Origin of the sequence: Paraburkholderia phymatum (assembly GCF_038900715.1) — a bacterium.
Taxonomy (GTDB): Bacteria; Pseudomonadota; Gammaproteobacteria; order Burkholderiales; family Burkholderiaceae; genus Paraburkholderia; species Paraburkholderia phymatum_A.
In genome coordinates this window covers 580,011-596,847 of record NZ_JAYMRZ010000002.1, presented here as the reverse complement: position 1 = coordinate 596,847, position 16,837 = coordinate 580,011, and the positions used below count along the sequence as shown (strand labels likewise).

Annotated in this window: 14 protein-coding genes and 1 pseudogene; 13 read left to right on the top strand and 2 right to left on the bottom strand. The window is 62.5% G+C overall.

Annotation, left to right across the window (positions count from 1 at the left end; genetic code table 11):
• Window positions 1-38: 38 nt before the first annotated feature.
• Together VSR68_RS06015 and VSR68_RS06010 are read left to right on the top strand one after the other, a co-directional pair.
• Complete coding sequence (locus tag VSR68_RS06015) at window positions 39-1,670, top strand: acyl-CoA synthetase (protein WP_342938911.1); 1,632 nt, start codon at window positions 39-41, stop codon at window positions 1,668-1,670.
• A 16-nt stretch (window positions 1,671-1,686) separates the two neighbouring features.
• Window positions 1,687-2,847: an iron-containing alcohol dehydrogenase gene (locus VSR68_RS06010; RefSeq protein ID WP_342938910.1), complete on the top strand. Its 1,161-nt coding sequence runs from the start codon at window positions 1,687-1,689 to the stop codon at window positions 2,845-2,847.
• Window positions 2,848-3,152: 305 nt separating this feature from the next.
• Here VSR68_RS06010 and VSR68_RS42745 read toward each other — a convergent pair.
• Window positions 3,153-3,688 (bottom strand): annotated as a pseudogene (locus VSR68_RS42745) (IS6 family transposase).
• Between the two features lie 286 nt (window positions 3,689-3,974).
• Here VSR68_RS42745 and VSR68_RS05995 point away from each other — a divergent pair.
• The 11 genes from VSR68_RS05995 (at window position 3,975) to VSR68_RS05945 (ending at window position 16,407) form a co-directional block, all read left to right on the top strand.
• Window positions 3,975-4,298 (top strand): non-heme iron oxygenase ferredoxin subunit, encoded by a 324-nt coding sequence (locus VSR68_RS05995; RefSeq protein ID WP_342938908.1) that lies wholly within the window; start codon window positions 3,975-3,977, stop codon window positions 4,296-4,298.
• An 87-nt stretch (window positions 4,299-4,385) separates the two neighbouring features.
• The gene (locus VSR68_RS05990; protein ID WP_342938907.1) at window positions 4,386-5,678 is read left to right on the top strand and encodes a sugar ABC transporter substrate-binding protein; all 1,293 of its coding nucleotides are present in this window, start codon (window positions 4,386-4,388) and stop codon (window positions 5,676-5,678) included.
• Window positions 5,679-5,745: 67 nt separating this feature from the next.
• Window positions 5,746-6,726 carry an ABC transporter permease gene (locus VSR68_RS05985; protein WP_342938906.1) on the top strand — a complete coding sequence of 327 codons (981 nt, stop codon included), beginning with the start codon at window positions 5,746-5,748 and terminating at the stop codon, window positions 6,724-6,726.
• The gene (locus tag VSR68_RS05980; protein WP_342938905.1) at window positions 6,723-7,805 is read left to right on the top strand and encodes an ABC transporter permease; all 1,083 of its coding nucleotides are present in this window, start codon (window positions 6,723-6,725) and stop codon (window positions 7,803-7,805) included. The genes VSR68_RS05985 and VSR68_RS05980 overlap by 4 nt, the downstream gene beginning before the upstream one ends.
• A 90-nt stretch (window positions 7,806-7,895) precedes the next feature.
• On the top strand, window positions 7,896-9,452 hold the full coding sequence (locus tag VSR68_RS05975) for a xylulokinase (protein ID WP_342938904.1): 1,557 nt from the start codon (window positions 7,896-7,898) through the stop codon (window positions 9,450-9,452).
• A 2-nt stretch (window positions 9,453-9,454) separates the two neighbouring features.
• On the top strand, window positions 9,455-10,975 hold the full coding sequence (locus VSR68_RS05970; RefSeq protein WP_342938903.1) for a sugar ABC transporter ATP-binding protein: 1,521 nt from the start codon (window positions 9,455-9,457) through the stop codon (window positions 10,973-10,975).
• A 280-nt stretch (window positions 10,976-11,255) separates the two neighbouring features.
• The gene (locus tag VSR68_RS05965; RefSeq protein ID WP_342938902.1) at window positions 11,256-12,296 is read left to right on the top strand and encodes a fatty acid desaturase; all 1,041 of its coding nucleotides are present in this window, start codon (window positions 11,256-11,258) and stop codon (window positions 12,294-12,296) included.
• Entirely contained in the window at window positions 12,293-13,516 is a 1,224-nt protein-coding gene (locus VSR68_RS05960; protein ID WP_342938901.1) for an NAD(P)/FAD-dependent oxidoreductase, read from the top strand. The genes VSR68_RS05965 and VSR68_RS05960 overlap by 4 nt, the downstream gene beginning before the upstream one ends.
• Window positions 13,517-13,565: 49 nt before the next feature.
• Window positions 13,566-14,663, top strand: coding sequence for a zinc-binding dehydrogenase (locus tag VSR68_RS05955; protein ID WP_342938993.1), 1,098 nt, complete (start codon window positions 13,566-13,568; stop codon window positions 14,661-14,663).
• Entirely contained in the window at window positions 14,660-15,496 is an 837-nt protein-coding gene (locus VSR68_RS05950; RefSeq protein WP_342938900.1) for an alpha/beta hydrolase, read from the top strand. The genes VSR68_RS05955 and VSR68_RS05950 overlap by 4 nt, the downstream gene beginning before the upstream one ends.
• Window positions 15,493-16,407: a LysR substrate-binding domain-containing protein gene (locus VSR68_RS05945; protein WP_342938899.1), complete on the top strand. Its 915-nt coding sequence runs from the start codon at window positions 15,493-15,495 to the stop codon at window positions 16,405-16,407. The genes VSR68_RS05950 and VSR68_RS05945 overlap by 4 nt, the downstream gene beginning before the upstream one ends.
• On the opposite strand, the gene VSR68_RS05940 is transcribed toward VSR68_RS05945, so the two are convergent.
• Window positions 16,361-16,780 (bottom strand): DUF3564 family protein, encoded by a 420-nt coding sequence (locus tag VSR68_RS05940; RefSeq protein WP_342938898.1) that lies wholly within the window; start codon window positions 16,778-16,780, stop codon window positions 16,361-16,363. The genes VSR68_RS05945 and VSR68_RS05940 overlap by 47 nt on opposite strands.
• Between the last annotated feature and the right edge of the window lie 57 nt (window positions 16,781-16,837).

The following is a 16,837-nucleotide window of genomic DNA, read 5'->3' as shown; positions in this document are numbered from 1 at the left end:
TTTTGAACTGGCCTCTTAGAGACTTGGGAGATTGATCGATGACGCATATGTTTGATACAGGCCTTCAGCGCCGCCCTGCGAATTACGTTTCGTTGACGCCTGTTGACTTCGTAGCCCGCGCTGCAGAGGTCTACGGCGACCGTATGGCCATCGTCTACGGTGATGTCCGGCGCACGTGGGCGGAGACTTACGAACGGGCCAGGCGTATGGCCAGCGCCCTTTCGAACGCCGGCGTTTCCAAGGGCGATACCGTTGCAGTGTTGCTACCCAATATCCCGGCCACGGTGGAAGCCCACTACGGGGTCCCCATGCTGGGTGCGGTACTCAATACGTTGAACACGCGGTTAGACGTTGAGACCATGCTGTTCATGCTTCGTCATGGTGAAGCCCGCGTATTGATCATCGACACGGAATTCGGCGAACTCGCGAAGAGGGCGGCCGCTGAGTTTCCGCACCTGATCGTGATCAGCGTCAGTGACGTTATGGCGCCGGGTGACGATTTCCCCCCGCATACGGACTATGAGGCGTTTCTAGCCTCTGGTGACCCCGAACATGTCTGGGTGCCTCCAGAGGATGAGTGGGACGCGCTGGCGTTGAATTACACATCGGGCACAACCGGTGATCCCAAAGGGGTGGTCTATCATCACCGGGGCGCGTATATGAACGCGATTAGCAACGTGCTCGAATGGGATATGCCTAAGCATGCGGTATATCTGTGGACGCTACCTCTTTTCCACTGCAACGGGTGGTGCTTCGCCTGGACTGTTGCCGCACGCGCAGGCGTCAATGTATGTCTGCGCCGATTCGATGCCCGTACGGTATTCGATTTGATTCGTACCGAAGGGGTGACGCATTATTGCGGGGCTCCAATTGTCCAAGGGGCATTGGCCAACGCACCGGCCGATTATCGTAAGGGGATTACGCACCTTGTTCGCACAATGGTTGCGGGTGCCGCTCCGTCCCCTACGGTTATTGCCAAAATGAGCGAGATTGGAATTGAGTTGACTCACGTCTATGGGTTGACAGAGGTCTATGGTCCTGCTGCCGTATGTGCGAAGCAGGATAGCTGGAATAGCTTGGATCAGGGTGGTCAGGCGCAAATGAACGCACGCCAAGGCGTTCGATATCATTTGCAGGCCGGGGTCACGGTCATCGATCCGGTGACGATGATTGAAGTCCCAAGAGACGGCGAAACGATTGGTGAAGTCATGTTCCGGGGCAATATCTGCATGAAGGGCTACCTCAAGAACGAGAAGGCCACGGCGGAGACTTTCGCTGGCGGGTGGTTCCATACGGGCGACTTGGGTGTGTTGTCTGAAGACGGGTACGTGCGGATTACCGACCGTTCGAAAGACATCATCATCAGCGGCGGGGAAAACATTTCGAGTATCGAAGTCGAAGACGCTTTGTACCGACATCCCGCAGTTGCTGTGGCGGCCGTCGTGGCCCAGCCCGATGAGAAGTGGGGTGAGGTTCCTTGTGCATTCATTGAACTCAAGGAAGACCAGGAGACAACGGAAGAGGAGTTGATCGCGCACTGTCGTTCATTGCTTGCAGGCTTCAAAGTGCCCAAGTCCATTCGGTTTTGTGCCGTGCCGAAGACTAGCACTGGCAAGATTCAGAAGTTCGAATTACGGGTCTTGGCGCGAACCCAACAAAAACAGCAGTAGCACCGAGGTCATATCTATGAATGCTTTTCGTTTTCAGACGGTTCCTACTCTGGTGGTCGAAGCCGGTGCGGCACGCCGTCTTGGCGCGTTGCTTCGCGAGCAGTTCGCTACGCTCAGCCGTCTATGCGTGGTCACAGATGGATTTCTATACAAATCCGGGCTGCTGACCGCTGCGCTCGCGGACCTGGCTTTGCACGGGTGGACAGTAACCGTTATTGATGACGTAATCGCAGATCCGCCCGAGCAGGTGGTTTTGGCGGCGGCGGAACGCGCGAAGGTCTTCAACGCTGAAATCGTATTGGGTTTGGGTGGCGGCTCCTCCATGGACGTCGCCAAGCTTCTGGCCGTACTTAGTCCGGGCACACAGCCTCTATCGGAAATGTACGGGATCCGGAAGGTCACGGGCAACCGTTTGCCCCTCGTGCAGATGCCGACAACGGCAGGGACCGGCTCCGAGGTCACCGCAGTATCGATTGTCACTACCGGCGAAACCACCAAAATGGGGGTTGTAGCGCCGCAGTTGATGGCGGACCTGGCGGTGCTTGATGCTGAACTCACGATGGGGCTTCCGCCTCAGGCCACCGCGGCCACGGGCATCGACGCAATGGTGCACGCCATCGAGGCCTATACGTCGCTCCACCTTAAGAATCCTGTCTCCGACGCTCTGGCCGTCGAGGCATTGCGATTGCTGTCACAGAACCTCCTCGTGGTATGTGAGGACGGACAGAATACGGCGGCGCGCGAAGCGATGCTATTGGGCGCGATGTTTGCGGGGCAGTCGTTTGCCAACGCGCCGGTTGCTGCGGTGCACGCTTTGGCCTATCCGTTGGGTGGTATTTTCCACGTCGCGCATGGGCTTTCCAACGCATTGGTATTGCCGCACGTGATGCGCTTTAATGCCCCGGCTGCTAGCACTTTGTATGCGAAACTGTCGGATGTGATTTTGCCAACACCTGTGGAAGGCGATGATGAGCGAAAGACCTTCGCACTCGTCGATCACATCGAGGGCTTGATTGCGAAGACGGGAATCCCCAGCAAGCTTCGCGATGTCGGTGTCAACCGCGAAGACATTCCCCGTCTGGCACAAGACGCGATGTTGCAACAGCGTTTGTTGGTGAACAATCCGCGCCCGGTTACAGAGGCCGATGCGGTCGCTATCTATAGCGCAGCATTCTAAAGGTTAGGTCGGCGTTGTCACATTAAGTTGCTGGCAACGCGATAGTGCATAGCAAGCACATCCGCTCAGAAAGCGAATGGATTTTGGGCGAGCTCGGTGAAGTGGCTCTGATGCAAATTTCAATGGCGAGCGAGAAACGGCGTATTCGTCGCCACCTCATCGAGCGGAAAGGACTGCCTTTCAAATAGCGGGTGTACTGGCTCACTCGAGCACCGTGCCCTTCGTCTCGCGCCCGAATACCACCATGGCGGGCGCTGTCACGTTGAGTTGTTCGCGATGCAATGGCGGTGAGGTTGCCCGTGCTCTCAGAAAGCGGACGAACCTTGGGTGAGCTCAATGAAGTGACGCCATGCGAAAAAGCGCGCGGCGAGCTGGTTGCGATAAAGCGAAGCGCGTAGCAAATGTCTCTTGAGCGCGAAGTGCTGGCGGATCGGGCCGAAGCTCGACAGGAACGCTTCGGTGCTTTGAGGGACTCGGAAACCACGCATCCGACGCTCGCGTTCCCGCGTGGGCTGATGACTGTTGTCGGCGCGGTTGTTCACCCGGCGCAGGCTTTGACGAAGAAATGCTTGACGTTCGTCAGCTCGGCGATTTCGGCTTTCGCGGCCGGATAGCTGCGTAGGTTTGCGCCGAGAAGCCTTAACGCGATGCGCAAAACCCGCGCCGAATTTTATCGCACCAACGCCGGATCATTTCATAGCTGACCACGACGCCACGCTCGAACAGCAACTCTTCGAAGTCGCGCAGGCTCAACTGAAACCGGAAGTACCATTCGCACCGCGCAGCTAATGACCGCCGCAGGGAACCGGTGACGGTGATAGAGCGATCCGGTCTTTTTCATCTGGTTGTCTTGACTCGACCGCCCTTGCCAGCGTGACAACGCCCCATCCGAAGCGAATGCTCGACTTCGCGAGTTTGTCCTTCCCGATCTGCTCGGTGTTTTCCCTATCCCTGACGTGACAGGCACCTGACGACGCCCCGTCGCTGCTCACTTCCTCAGGGACCGTGGCATTCGTCAATACCCACATTCAAATAATGAATTTTATCGGGCCGACACCCGCCTCTAGGATCGTTGCATCCACGACGAACAAGGAGGCACTCTGAAAACGGACAACGCGAAGCGCTGGATGAAGCTAGCCATTGCGGAAGAGATCGAGGACGGAGATGTTCAGCGATGCGAAGCAGGCGCAACATGCGTCGCCATCTTCAATGTCGGCGGACGCTTCTACGCGACCAGCGACATCTGCACCCATGCATACGCCCATCTCTCTGACGGTTATATCGACGGCGAGACCGTCGAATGCCCGTTGCACCAAGGACTGTTTCATATCCCCACGGGGCGTGCGATGTCGCCGCCCGTTACCGAGAACCTGCGCACCTATGCGACGCGTGTGGAAGGCGGCGCGGTGTATGTGGAGATCGACGAGGAGGAAACCGACAAGCCGGGCTGAAACCGCGACGCGTTACATGCATCACGATTCGAACAACATGAACCGCCTGCGAGGCGGCATTCCATCGCAGTATGGAGGAGCATAGCAATGACCCGAAACACAATGCGCCCATTGCGGCGGCTCTTCGCGGCCGCAGGCTGCGCGTCGCTGTTGTTCGCCGCGTCGGCGAACGCCCAGCAGGCGGTGCACGATCAGCTCAACTCGGTGATCGAGAAGTACAAGGGCGTCAAAGGCAGTTCGATGGCCAATCCTGATGTGAAGAAGCTGTTCGAAAAGGACGGCTTTGCCGACTATCTTGGCGACTACCCGACGGGCGAACTGGCGCAGGGCTTCAAGTGGAAAGTCGGCATGGGCGCGACCTTCGTTGGTTACTACAGCAAGCTCAACACGAAAGCGCCGTTCACCGACTACATGCCGCTGCCCGATGGTCCCGTGCTGAACCCGAAGAAGACCTATCGCATCGGCTTCGTGTTTCATGGTTTCAACGTACCGTGGCTGATGAGTCTCGCCGATACGGCGATGTGGGAAGCAAAGCGCCATCCGAATGTGCAGATCGATATCGTCGACGCGCAGTTCGACGACAACCGCATGTCTCAGGTGATCGACGGATGGATCGCGAAGAAGTATGACGGTATCGTGCTGTGGCCGAATCGCGAGGCGCCGATGGGTGCGCCCGTGGACCGCGCGATCGCGGCGGGCATTCCCGTGGTGAGCGTGGACCGGCGCACGTCGTCGACGAAGATCAGCTCCGAGGTGATGGGCAACTTCTACGCGAACGGCGTGCAGCAGGGTCTTTATATGCTGCAGGCGACGGGCGGGCAGGGCAACCTGATCGTCAACCGCAAGGATCTCGGCAGCACGGCCGACGCGATCCGCACGGGCGCATTTCTCCAGACGATCGGCAAGAGCAACGGTCTGCACATCCTCGCGTCATACCAGGACAACAGCGACCGCACGCTCGCCTTCAAGACGACGGCCGATGCGCTGCAGGCGCATCCGAACATCACCGCGGTATTCAACGCGGGCGGCGAACTGGCGATGGGCTCGCTCGACGCGATCCGCGAGGCGCACCGGCTGAACAGCAGTCCTGGCGGCAAGAAACTCGTTATCGTCGCCGACGACGACGCCAACGAAGTGTTGCACGAAGTGAAGGCCGGCAACATCGACATGGTCGCGCCGTACACGCCGCTGATCGGCGACGTGGGCGTGCGCACGGTCCTGATGCACATCGGCTACAAGGAAGGGCTGCTGAAGTCGGCGCCACCGAAGCTGGTGCTCACGCCCAACCTGCCGATGATCACGAAGACGAAGATGATCATCGACGGCATCCAGACTGTGACGCCGGACGAATGGCCGTACGGGTACGGTCCAGGCAAGTGACGTGACGTTGCGCGGCGGCGCGCGCAGCGAGCGGCGCGCCGCGCGCCTTCTGAACTGAGGACGACGCATGAATACGACGACAATCGCGCCCGCCGACCCGGCCCGGCGCGAACGCGGCCTGACGCTGCCGCCAGTGGTGCCACGGCTCGCGCTGCTGGCCGTGCTGGTAGTGGCCGGCTATCTGATCAACGCGCGCTTTCTAAGCGCCGACAATCTGCGCATCATCATGCTCGCAGTGTCGACGGTCGGCGTGATGGGACTGGGCATGACGCTCGTGCTGCTTGCGGGCGAAATCGATCTGTCCGTTGGCGGCGTGGCGGTGCTCGCGGGCGTGGCGGGCGGGCAGTTCATTCAGAGCGGCTCCGTGTGGATGGTGATTGCCGTGACGCTTGGCACAGGTATCGCGGTAGGGCTGCTCAATGGCCTGTGCGTGACCGTGCTGCGCGTGCCGTCGCTTATCGTGACGCTCGGAACCCTCGGCATCACGCGCGCCTGCGCGAATCTGCTGTCGGGCGGCCAGGCGATCTTTCCGCGCAACGTGCCCGGTTATCTGTGGCTCGGTCATGGATCGGTGGCGGGCGTGCCGGTGCCGGTGGCCGTGCTCGTGCTCGCCATTGCGATCGCGCTCGTCGCTACGCGTTATTCGGTGTTCGGCCGCGCGCTCTACGCAGCGGGCGGCAATCCGAAGGCGGCCGCGCTGTCGGGCGTGAACGTCGGCGGCATCCGTCTGCTGGTGTTCGTGCTGAGCGGCGCGGGAGCTGCCTTCGCGGGCATGCTGGAAAGTGCGCGACTGTCGTATATCGACCCGGCCGCCTTCGACGGCATCGAACTGAGCGTGATCGCGATCGCCACGCTCGGCGGTGTCTCGCTTGCAGGTGGACGGGGGACGATCGGCGCGATGGTGGTTGCCGCGCTGATCATTGCCACGATGAACAATGCGCTCAACATGCTCGGCATGAGCGCCTATCTGCAGCAGATCGTGACGGCGGGCGTGATACTCGCGGTCGTTCTGCCCGATAGCCTGCAACGCAAGGAGCGCGACGCATGAGCAGTCTTCTCGATTCGCACGCGCCCGCAACCGTTGCGCGCGGCCCGCGTTTCCCGTGGCGCCGCACGCTTCGCGCCGTGCTCGGCCAGCCGCTGATCTGGCTGGTCGTGGTACTGCTGCTGGTCGCGCATTTCACGTCACAATACTTTTTCAGCGCGTCGAACCTCGAATCGCTGATGCGCGACACAGCGATCTATGGCTTTCTTGCAATGGGCGTCACGCTCGTGATGCTGACGGGACGCATCGATCTCTCGGTGGCGGCCGTGATGATCTTCAGCGTCATTGCGTCGATCCAGTCGATCGCGTTGGTCGGCAGCTTTTTCGATCTGCGTCTGATCGTGCGCGGCGGTACCTATGTCGGTCCCGGCGTGCCACTCGCGCTGCTGACACTGCTGTTTGGCCTGATCGCCGGCATTGTCAACGGCGTCGGCGTCGCGTATGGACGCATCGCGCCCTTCGTGATGACACTCGTGACGCTGAGCGCGCTGCGCGGCCTGAGCTTTCTGCTGACCAACGGTCACGCGCTGTACGTCAGTTCCGACGGCTATCAGTGGCTGGGCGAAGCACACGTACTCGGCATGCCGATCGGCACGATCGCCTATCTTTGCGTGTTCGTTGTCCTCGCATGGCTCTTGCACATGAACGTAGTCGGCAAGCGCATCTTCGCGATCGGCGGCGACGAGCAGACGACGCGCTATGCGGGCATCAATGTGCGCGGCTGGATCGTCGCCGTGTATGCAGTGAGCGGTGTCTGCGCGGCCTGTGCAGGTGTGCTGTTCACGTCGAGGCTGATGTCGGTCGATGCGCCGCTCGCGAAAGGCTACGAGCTGAGCGCGATCGCGATTGCGGTGCTCGGCGGCACGAGCCTTGCGGGCGGCTATGGCTCGCCGTTTCGCACGTTCTGCGGCGGACTGATCTTCACGGTCGGCTTGAGCCTCCTGAACATGTGGGGCGTGGGTGCGTGGTACCAAAACCTGATCGTCGGCGCGGTGCTGATCGCAGCCGTCGCGTGGGTCGAATGGGTGCGGCGAAGGGCTCGCGCGCGTCTCGCGTCGGGCGGCGCACACCAGCACGCGTAGCGAGATCGGGCATCCGGCCGGACAGGTGCAGCAGCGGCAGCGAACACATCAGATAACAAACGGGCACAACGGAATACCAGGAGACGACACATGGCAAATCTGACTCTCGGCATCGATATCGGCACCACCAATGTCAAGGCGAGCCTGCTTGATACGGAAACCGGCCGCATCGTAGCGCATGCATCGCGCGAACATCCGCTATCGCATCCGCGTCCGGGCTGGGCTGAGCAGGACCCTGACAATTACTGGCGAGCTGTCACGGGCGCGATTCGCGGCTGTCTGGAGCAGGGCGCGTTTGCCGATTCAGTGCGCGGCGTGGCGTTGTCGGGGCTCGTCGGCGTGACCTTGCCGGTCGACCAGAACGGCCGGCCGCTGCGCGCCGCGCCGATCTGGATGGATGCGCGCTCCGAACGCGAGTGCGACGAGATCCGCGAGCGCGTCGGCGAAGCGACGATCAACCGCAATAACGGCAATCGCATCGCGCCGTGGTTCATCGAGCCGAAGGCGCTGTGGATCAAGAAGCACGAACCGCATATCTTCAACGCGACGCACAAATTCCTGTCGCCAGCGGGCTATTGCACGTTGCGCATGACGGGCACGTTCACGATCAACACAGGCGACGCTGGTCTTTTCTATCCCTATGACTATCGCCGCGAGTGCTGGAACGAGGACGTCGCAGCGGCGATCGGCATTCCCATCGACAAGTATCCGCGCATCTACCGTTCGCACGAAGTGGTCGGTGAAGTGACGCGCCAGGCGGCGGCGGAAACGGGTCTGCGCGTGGGCACCCCCGTCGTCGCGGGTGGCACTGACATCAGTTCGGCGGCGCTCGGCGCCGGCGTCACGGAAGCGGGCCAGGCGTACTACTCGATGGGCACGGGATCGAACCTTGGCATCATGATTCCGACTGGCCAGGACGTCGATGAATTCCGCATTCTCAAGTGGCCGCACGTGCTGCCCGGTCTCACGATGTTCGATGCGCCGATGGCGTTCACAGGAGCTTCGCTGAAGTGGTTCCGCGACCAGTTTGGCGATTACGAATGGCGGCTCGCGGAGCGCATTGGCCAGAACGTGTTCGATCTCTTCACGGCGGAAGCTGCGCGCGTCGCGCCATGTGCCGACGGTCTGCTGTATCTGCCGTATCTTGGCAATTCGCTGGCGCCTAACTGGAATTCGAACGCGTGCGGCACGTTCTTCGGCGTGCGGCCCGACACCACGCGCGGCCACTTCATTCGCGCGCTGGTCGAAGGTGTCGCGTTCGACCTGTATTCGAATGTGAAGATTGCGCGCGACGCGGGTGTGAGGCTCGACCGCCTGATCCTGAACGGCGGCCCTGCGAAGAGCCGGCTGTGGACGCAGATCACCGCCAACGTAGTGAATGTGCCGCTTGCGGTGCCCGATATCGGCGAAGCAGCGCCGTTCGGCGATGCGATCCTGGCGGGCGTCGGCGCAGGGTTGTACCCCGATCCTGTCACGCCGGTGAAGTCGATCGTCACCATCCGCGAGACCGTTGAGCCCGACGCGTCAATTCACGAGCGCTATGAAGATTTCTTTGCGCTGTGGGCGCAGGTGTACGACAACCTGCGCGGCTCGATGGATGAGCATCGAAGCTTGCTCGAACGCTACCGGATCGGACAGGAGCATTGATAATGGCCGCACCTACGCCAGTGCATCGAGCGCCGATTCTCGAAGTGGAAGGTGTGCGCAAGCAGTTCGGCAGCCTGATCGCGCTCGATCACGTCAGTTTCGACGTACGCGTGGGCGAGGTGCATGCACTCGTCGGCGAAAATGGCGCGGGCAAGTCGACGCTGCTGTCGATCATGAACGGCCTGCAACGCCCGGACGACGGCGAGATTCGTCTTCACGGCGTGCCGCTCGCGATCGACAGTCCACTCGCCGCGCGGCGCCAGGGCATCGCGCTCGTGCATCAGGAGATCGCGCTGTGTCCGAACATGACGGTTGCCGAGAACATCTTTCTTGGTAACGAGCCGCGTTCGCGCACGGGTAACGTCGACATGGCGACAATGGACGCTCGTGCGCGCGAACTGCTCGATGCCATGAGCGTGCAGATCGAGCCGGGCGCGATGGTGTCGTCGCTGGGCTTGAGCCAGCAGCAGCTGGTCGAAATCTGCAAGGCGCTCGCGACGCGTCCGCGCCTGCTGATTCTCGACGAGCCGACGGCGTCGCTGACAAGCGAGCACGTCGATACGTTGCTCGATACCTGCGAGCGGCTGCGTGCGGCCGGGCTTGGCATCGTCTACGTATCGCACCGGCTCGAGGAGGTGCAACGCATCGCCGATCGCATCACGGTGCTGCGCGACGGCCGTTCGGTCGCACACTTCGGTCAGCGCGGCGCGAGCGTCGAGGAGATCGTACGCGCGATGGTCGGGCGCGAACCCGGTGACCACTTTCCGGCGCGCGATGCGCCCGCACAGGGCAAGGTGCTGCTCGAAATCGACCGGCTCGGCGCGGTTGGCCGCTTCGATGATGTGTCGCTCGAGGTGCGTGCGGGCGAGATCGTCGGCATTGCAGGGCTGCTCGGCTGCGAGCGCGAGGCGGTGATCCGCGCGCTGTTCGGTCTGCAGGCCACCGATTCCGGACAGATTCGCGTGGCGGGTGCGGCACGTCGCCTGACTACACCACGCCGCGCGGTACATCATGGCCTCGCTTATCTGCCGGCCGATCGCAAGGCGGAAGGGCTCGTGCCCGCGATGTCGGTGCACGACAATCTGGCGCTCACTACGTTGCGCCGCCTCACACGGTTCGGTCTCATCTCGCGACGACGCCGCGACGCGCTCGGCATGCGCATGATCGAACGCCTCGACATCAAGGCGCGCGACCCGTCGCGCGGTGTCGTCAACCTGTCGGGCGGCAACCAGCAGAAAGTGGTGCTTGGCAAATGGCTGGCGCGCGACGCACAGGTGTTCGTCGTCGAAGAGCCGACCCGCGGCGTCGACGTGGGCGGTAAGCCGCAGATCTGGCAGGCAATGCAGTCGATCACGGCCGAAGGCAAGGGCGTGCTGCTGGTGTCGAGCGAACTGCCCGAGCTGATGGCGCTGTGCGACCGCATCGTCGTGATGAGCCGTGGGCGTGTCACGGGCTCGTTCGTGCGCTCCGAGTTCGATGCGGAAGTGATTGCGCATTGTGCAGTGAGCGCTGTGGCGCGCTGACGGGTTCGGTCATGCGAGTGTCGTAGTCACTGCGCGCGTCGCGGTGAGACAGCGGCATGGCCACACACTTCGCATCAGTCGACGACGGCCCGCTTCGAAACCGCTCCGAGGCACGCTCGCAGCGCAATCAATAGGCCCGTTCAAACAATGAATTGGCCGCGCGGAGCGTCTCTCCCTACGATAACCCTGACAACGTTCGACGCGGCCGTCGAAGGCCTGATCGGCGAATGCGGCGCATCATCGCGCCGCTCTCCTTCTAACATGTTGCGCAGGTGAATGAATGACAAACGAAGCAATGAACAGGGCAGAGGCCGCGCCGCGGACCGACGGTCGGTCGGCAGGCCCGGCGAACGATGCGCGGACGATGGGCAGCGACGCGTGGCCGCTGAGCGGCGCAGCGCTCGTGCCGAAAAAAAGTCTGAAGGTGCTGCGCGAGCGCAGCAACGGGCCGGGCCTCGTGCATCTCGCCGTGCATATCGGCGCGTTGCTGCTGACGGGCACACTGATCTCGCTGTCGCTCGGCACGTGGTGGATTGTGCCCGCCACCGTGCTGCACGGTGCGGTGATCGTGCTGCTGTTCGCGCCGCTGCACGAATGCTCGCACGGCACCGCCTTTCGCACACGCTGGCTGAACACGGCTGTGGGCATGTTCGCGGCCATCGTCAGCATGCGCCCCTTCCTGTATTTCAAGTATCGGCACACCGCGCATCACACGTACACGCAGCATGAGCGCCTCGATCCGGACATCGTGCCGTTTCCCGCATCGCTGCGCGAATATCTGCTTCTGATTCTCGGTGCGTCGTTCTGGCCGAAGATGGTTGGCACGTATTGGCGCGGTCTGACAGGGCGCTTCACGGCAAACGAACGCAGCTTCATTCCGCCGGGCGACATGGGGCGGGTGCGCCGCGAAATCGCGCTGACGCTCGCGCTGTATGCGCTGATTGCGGTCGCTTCCGTGTGGCTGCATACGTGGGTCGCCGTTGTCTACTGGCTCGCACCGCGCTTCTTCGGCGAACCCGTATTGCGTGCGATCCGTATGGCCGAACATACGGGTGCATCCGAATCGCCGGATCTGCTGTCGAACACGCGCACCACGCTCGCGAACCCGGTGTTCCGCACGCTGTACTGGAACATGCCTTATCACGCCGAGCATCACGTTGCGTCGTCGGTGCCATTTCATGCGCTCGCCCGGCTGCACCGCGAAATGAAGCCGCATCTGGCGTGCGTGGCCAACAGCTATCTGCAGGTGCATTCGCAGATCATCCGCGAGATCCGCATGGGACGCGGCTTGCGCAATCGTTCGACGCGAGGCGCCGCATGACCGCGCAGACGTGGCGGCGGATCGTGATCGTCGGCGCGGGACACGCGGGCGGCCGCGCGGCGATCAACCTTCGGCAGATGGGCTATGCGGGCGAGCTGATCATCGTCGGCGACGAAACGCATCCGCCGTATGAGCGTCCGCCGCTGTCGAAAGCGGTGCTGGTGGGTAAGGCGCACGCCGACACGACGCATCTGCAGCACTTCGATGCGTGGGCCACCAGCGGCATCGCGTTGCGGCTCGGCTGCCGCGTGACCGGGATCGAGCGCGAAACGAAGCGCGTGCTGCTGGCCGACGGCGACATGCTGCCCTACGACGCGCTCATTCTCGCGACGGGCGCACGCGCGCGGTCTTTTCCAGGCGCGTGCGATACAGACGCGAATCCGCATCTGCTGCGCTCCCTGAGCGACGTCGCGCGGCTGCGTCCTGCCCTGATCTCCGGCGCGCGCATCGGTGTGCTGGGCGCGGGCTTCATCGGTCTGGAAGTGGCGTCGAGCGCGCTCGAACTCGGCGCGCAGCCAGTCGTGATCGAGGCCGCGAGCCGCCCGCTCGCGCGGCTGTTGCCCGCTGCATTCGCGGGCTGGCTCACACAGCGCGCGCGGGAAAGCGGCGTCGTATTTCGCTTCGATACCCGCGTGCAGCAGATTGTGCGCGATGCTCTCGTGCTGGCCGACGGAGAGCGTTTGACCGTCGATGCAACGGTGGTCGGTATCGGCGCACTGCCGAACGACGAACTCGCGCGCGACGCAGATCTTGCCACCGACGACGGCGTGCTCGTCGATGTGCAATGCCGGACGTCGGACCCGGCCGTGTTTGCCATCGGCGATGTTGCGCGCCGCGCCGCCACGACGACGCGCGCGGCCTCGCGCATTGAATCGTGGCGCAACGCCGAAGACGACGCGCGGCGGGTCGCCGCCGCGCTGCTTGGTGCGCCGCTGCCTGCCGACGGCGTGCCGTGGTTCTGGACTGATGTATTCGGCCACAACATCCAGTTGACGGGCGACCTACGCGAGGACCTCGAGCAGGTCACGCACGGTGATCCGCAAGGCGGCCCGTTTATCGTGTTCTACCTTGCGGGCGACCGGTTGCGCGGCGCAATCGGCGTGGACTGCGGACGCGACCTGCGCGCGGCGCAGAAGCTCATTGCACGCGGCGAGCGCGTGGATCGCGTATCGCTGCCGCGTCCGAAAGCGGCGCGCTGTCCAGCCGACGCGTCGGTCTGAGTGCTGGCAACCAGTAACCGTTTTCCTCTTTCAAGGCCCATTCATGCCCATGAGTCTTGCGGCGATCTGCGTCGCACCCAACGAGCCTTTCGTGATCGACGACATTCATGTCGACGGTCCGCGCGCAGGCGAAGTACTCGTCGAAATCGTCGCGTCGGGGCTGTGTCATACCGATCTGACCGCGATCGAAGGCAGCAACACGAGTTGTGTGTATCCCGCCGTGCTCGGTCATGAAGGCGCGGGTCGCGTCGTCGAGATCGGACCCGGCGTCGGCACGCTTGCCGCCGGCGATCATGTCATTCCGCTCTACGGTCCTGAGTGCGGCGTCTGCAAGATGTGTCTAAGCCGCCGCACGAACCTGTGCTGGTCGATCAAGCAGACGCGCGATCGCGGCGTGCTGCCCGACGGCACACCGCGCTTTTCGTGGCGTGGCAAGTCGCTGCATCATTTCATGGGCACGTCTACATTCTCGCGCTACACGATCGTCCCGGAAATCGCGCTCGCGAAGATCCGTCCGGATGCGCCGCTCGACTCCGTGTGCCTGCTCGGCTGCGGCGTAACGACGGGCGTCGGCGCGGCGCTCGACGACGTGCGCGAAGGCGACAATGTCGTCGTGTTCGGGCTGGGCGGAATCGGCGTGAATATCGTGCAGGGTGCGCGTATCGCGGGTGCCAATCGCATTATCGGCGTCGATCTGAATCCGGCGCGGCGCACGATTGCAGACGACTTCGGCATGACCGACTTCATCGACGCATCGGCGGGCCGCACGCTCGAAGCCGTGCGCGATCTGACGGGCGGCGGCGCCGATGTTGCGTTCGAATGCACGGGACACGTGAAGGTGATGCGCGAGGCGCTCGATTGCTGTCACGTGGGCTGGGGAACGTGCGTGCTGCTTGGCGTCGAACCGCGCGACGCGACGATGGCCGTTCCGCCCGTCGCCGTGCGTTATGGCCGCACGGTGAAGGGTAGCTATTTCGGTGGCGTGCGCGGCCGCTCCGGGTTGGGTCGTTTCGTTGACCTGTACATGGACGGCAAGCTCGACATCGACCGGCTCATTACCCACCGTCTGCCGATTCACGAGATCAACCGAGGCTTCGAGATGATGGTGAAGGGCGAATCGCTACGCAGCGTGGTGAGCTTCGCATGACGGTCGATCCGCGCATCGATGCGGACTATGCATTTTCGCACCGTTATCCCGAGCGGCAGGATGTCTACGATCGCATCGATGCAATGAGCGTGCAGGCGCGGCTCACGTTGCGCGGCACGTGCGACCTCGCTTACGGCGCGCATCCGCTGGAGCGGCTCGACCTGTTCCCCGGGCAGCCGGGCCGGCCGCTCGTCGTGTTCATTCATGGCGGCTATTGGCGCAGCATGGACAAGCGCTCGTTCAGTTACGTCGCGCGACCGCTCGTCGAACTGGGTTATTCTGTTGCCGTCGTCAATTATCCGCTTGCGCCGGAAGTGCGCGTGGCGGATATCGCTGGCAGTGTCGGGCGTGCGCTTGACTGGCTGGCGGTGCAAGGCCGCGCACATCTGCCCGCGTATGCTTCGATCGTGCTCGCGGGGCACTCGGCGGGCGGCCACCTCGCTGCCTGTGTGGCCGGTGAGCGCGGCACGGCGAGCGGCATTGCGGGTTGTGTGTGCATCAGTGGAATCTTCGATCTCGAACCTTTAATGAAAACTTCGCTTGCAGCCCAGGTGCACCTGAGTCCGACCGATGTCGCCGCATGGAGTCCGCTCACGCGCGCGCCGTTCGACGGCTGGATGCTGCTTGCCGTCGGCACGGATGAAACGCCCGGTTTCGTCGAGGTGCAGACGGGGCGATTCGCGGCGCGGCGCGAGTCCGCAGACTGCGTGACACAGGTGTTGCCGATCGAAGGCGCGAATCACTACACGGTACTGATGGCGATGGCCTCGCGCAATGAAGCGCTCGTGCGCGCGCTGGATGCCTGTACACGCGATGCGGCGACCCGTCCATGAAGCGTGATGAAGCGATGAAGCCGCGCGTCCGCGAGCGCAAGCTCGCCTTCGTCAACTTCAACCAGTTGCGTTCGTTCTATGCTGTCGCGCAGGAAATGAGCTTCACGCGGGCCGCACAACTGCTTCATATCGGGCAGCCGACGCTAACCGTGCAGGTCAAGCAGCTCGAAGAGAATTATGGCGTCGAACTCTTTATCCGCTCGCCTAAGGGGTTGCAGCTGAGTGACGTGGGCAAGGCACTGTTTGCCATCGCGCGTCAGGTGTTCGAGCTCGAAGAGCAGGCCGTTGATCTTCTATGTTCGACGGGGGAAGCGGTTTCCGGTTCCTTGCGTGTCGGCACGGTCGGGCCGTTCTTCGTGATGAAGCTGCTCGCAAAATTTGCGCAGCGGTATCCGCTCGTGCAGGTGTCGATCGACAGTGACAACTCGGACGGCGTGCTGCGCAAGATTCTCGATTCGACGACGGATGTGGCGATCACAGGCAACATCGTCGACGATGCGCGCCTGTATTCCCGTCATCTCGGTGCGCACGAGATCCTGGTCTTCGTGAATTCGGGCCATCCATGGGCACAGCTCGATTCAATCAAGCTCGCACAGCTGGACGGACAAAAAATGATCTTGCGCGAACGCGGTTCGATGACCCGAACTGCTTTCGAAAAGGAACTCACGCAGCATCGCGTGACGCCGAAGGTCGTGATGGAAGTTTCTCGTGACGCAGTGCGCGAGGCCGTGCTGGAAGGCTTGGGAATCGGCGTCGTTTCCCAGGCCGAGTACCGGCCACATGACAACCTGCATGTGATGCGTGTGGCGGATTTTCCGAGCTTCACGCACTCGTATGTGGTTTGCTTGCGCTCGCGCCGGTTCGCTAAGGCCATTTCGGCGTTCGTAGAGCTCGCTGAGTCGGGCATGTGAGCGACTCAGCGCGTAAAGGTGGTACAACGCGCGGTCCGATTGCGCGTTCGTGGTAGCACCAAAGTGCCTCGCCCGATTCTCCCTCAAACGGGCCATTTGGGGCGTTCATTGCGAGATCTTCAAGGATGAACAGGTGGAGCGCATCGTGCGGGCCGCGGATCAGCGTACCGCGTGCATCGACTTGCAGCGTTCCCCAATCGGGAAGCCGGAGACCCGCATGACCTTCGCGCGACCATTTTTGGGCTTCGTTGTCGAGCCAAAGGGACGCTCGACTCCATTGAGCATGTAATGTCGTGATCAATATGGCGGCGCCGACACCAGTACCGTGCCCAACAATGCCATCACCGACGACGCGGCGGCGTGCACCCGGCACATCTACGGCTGTAGTACTAAGTGCCCCATCGCACTGAGCGCCTCACTCAGGGGCTGG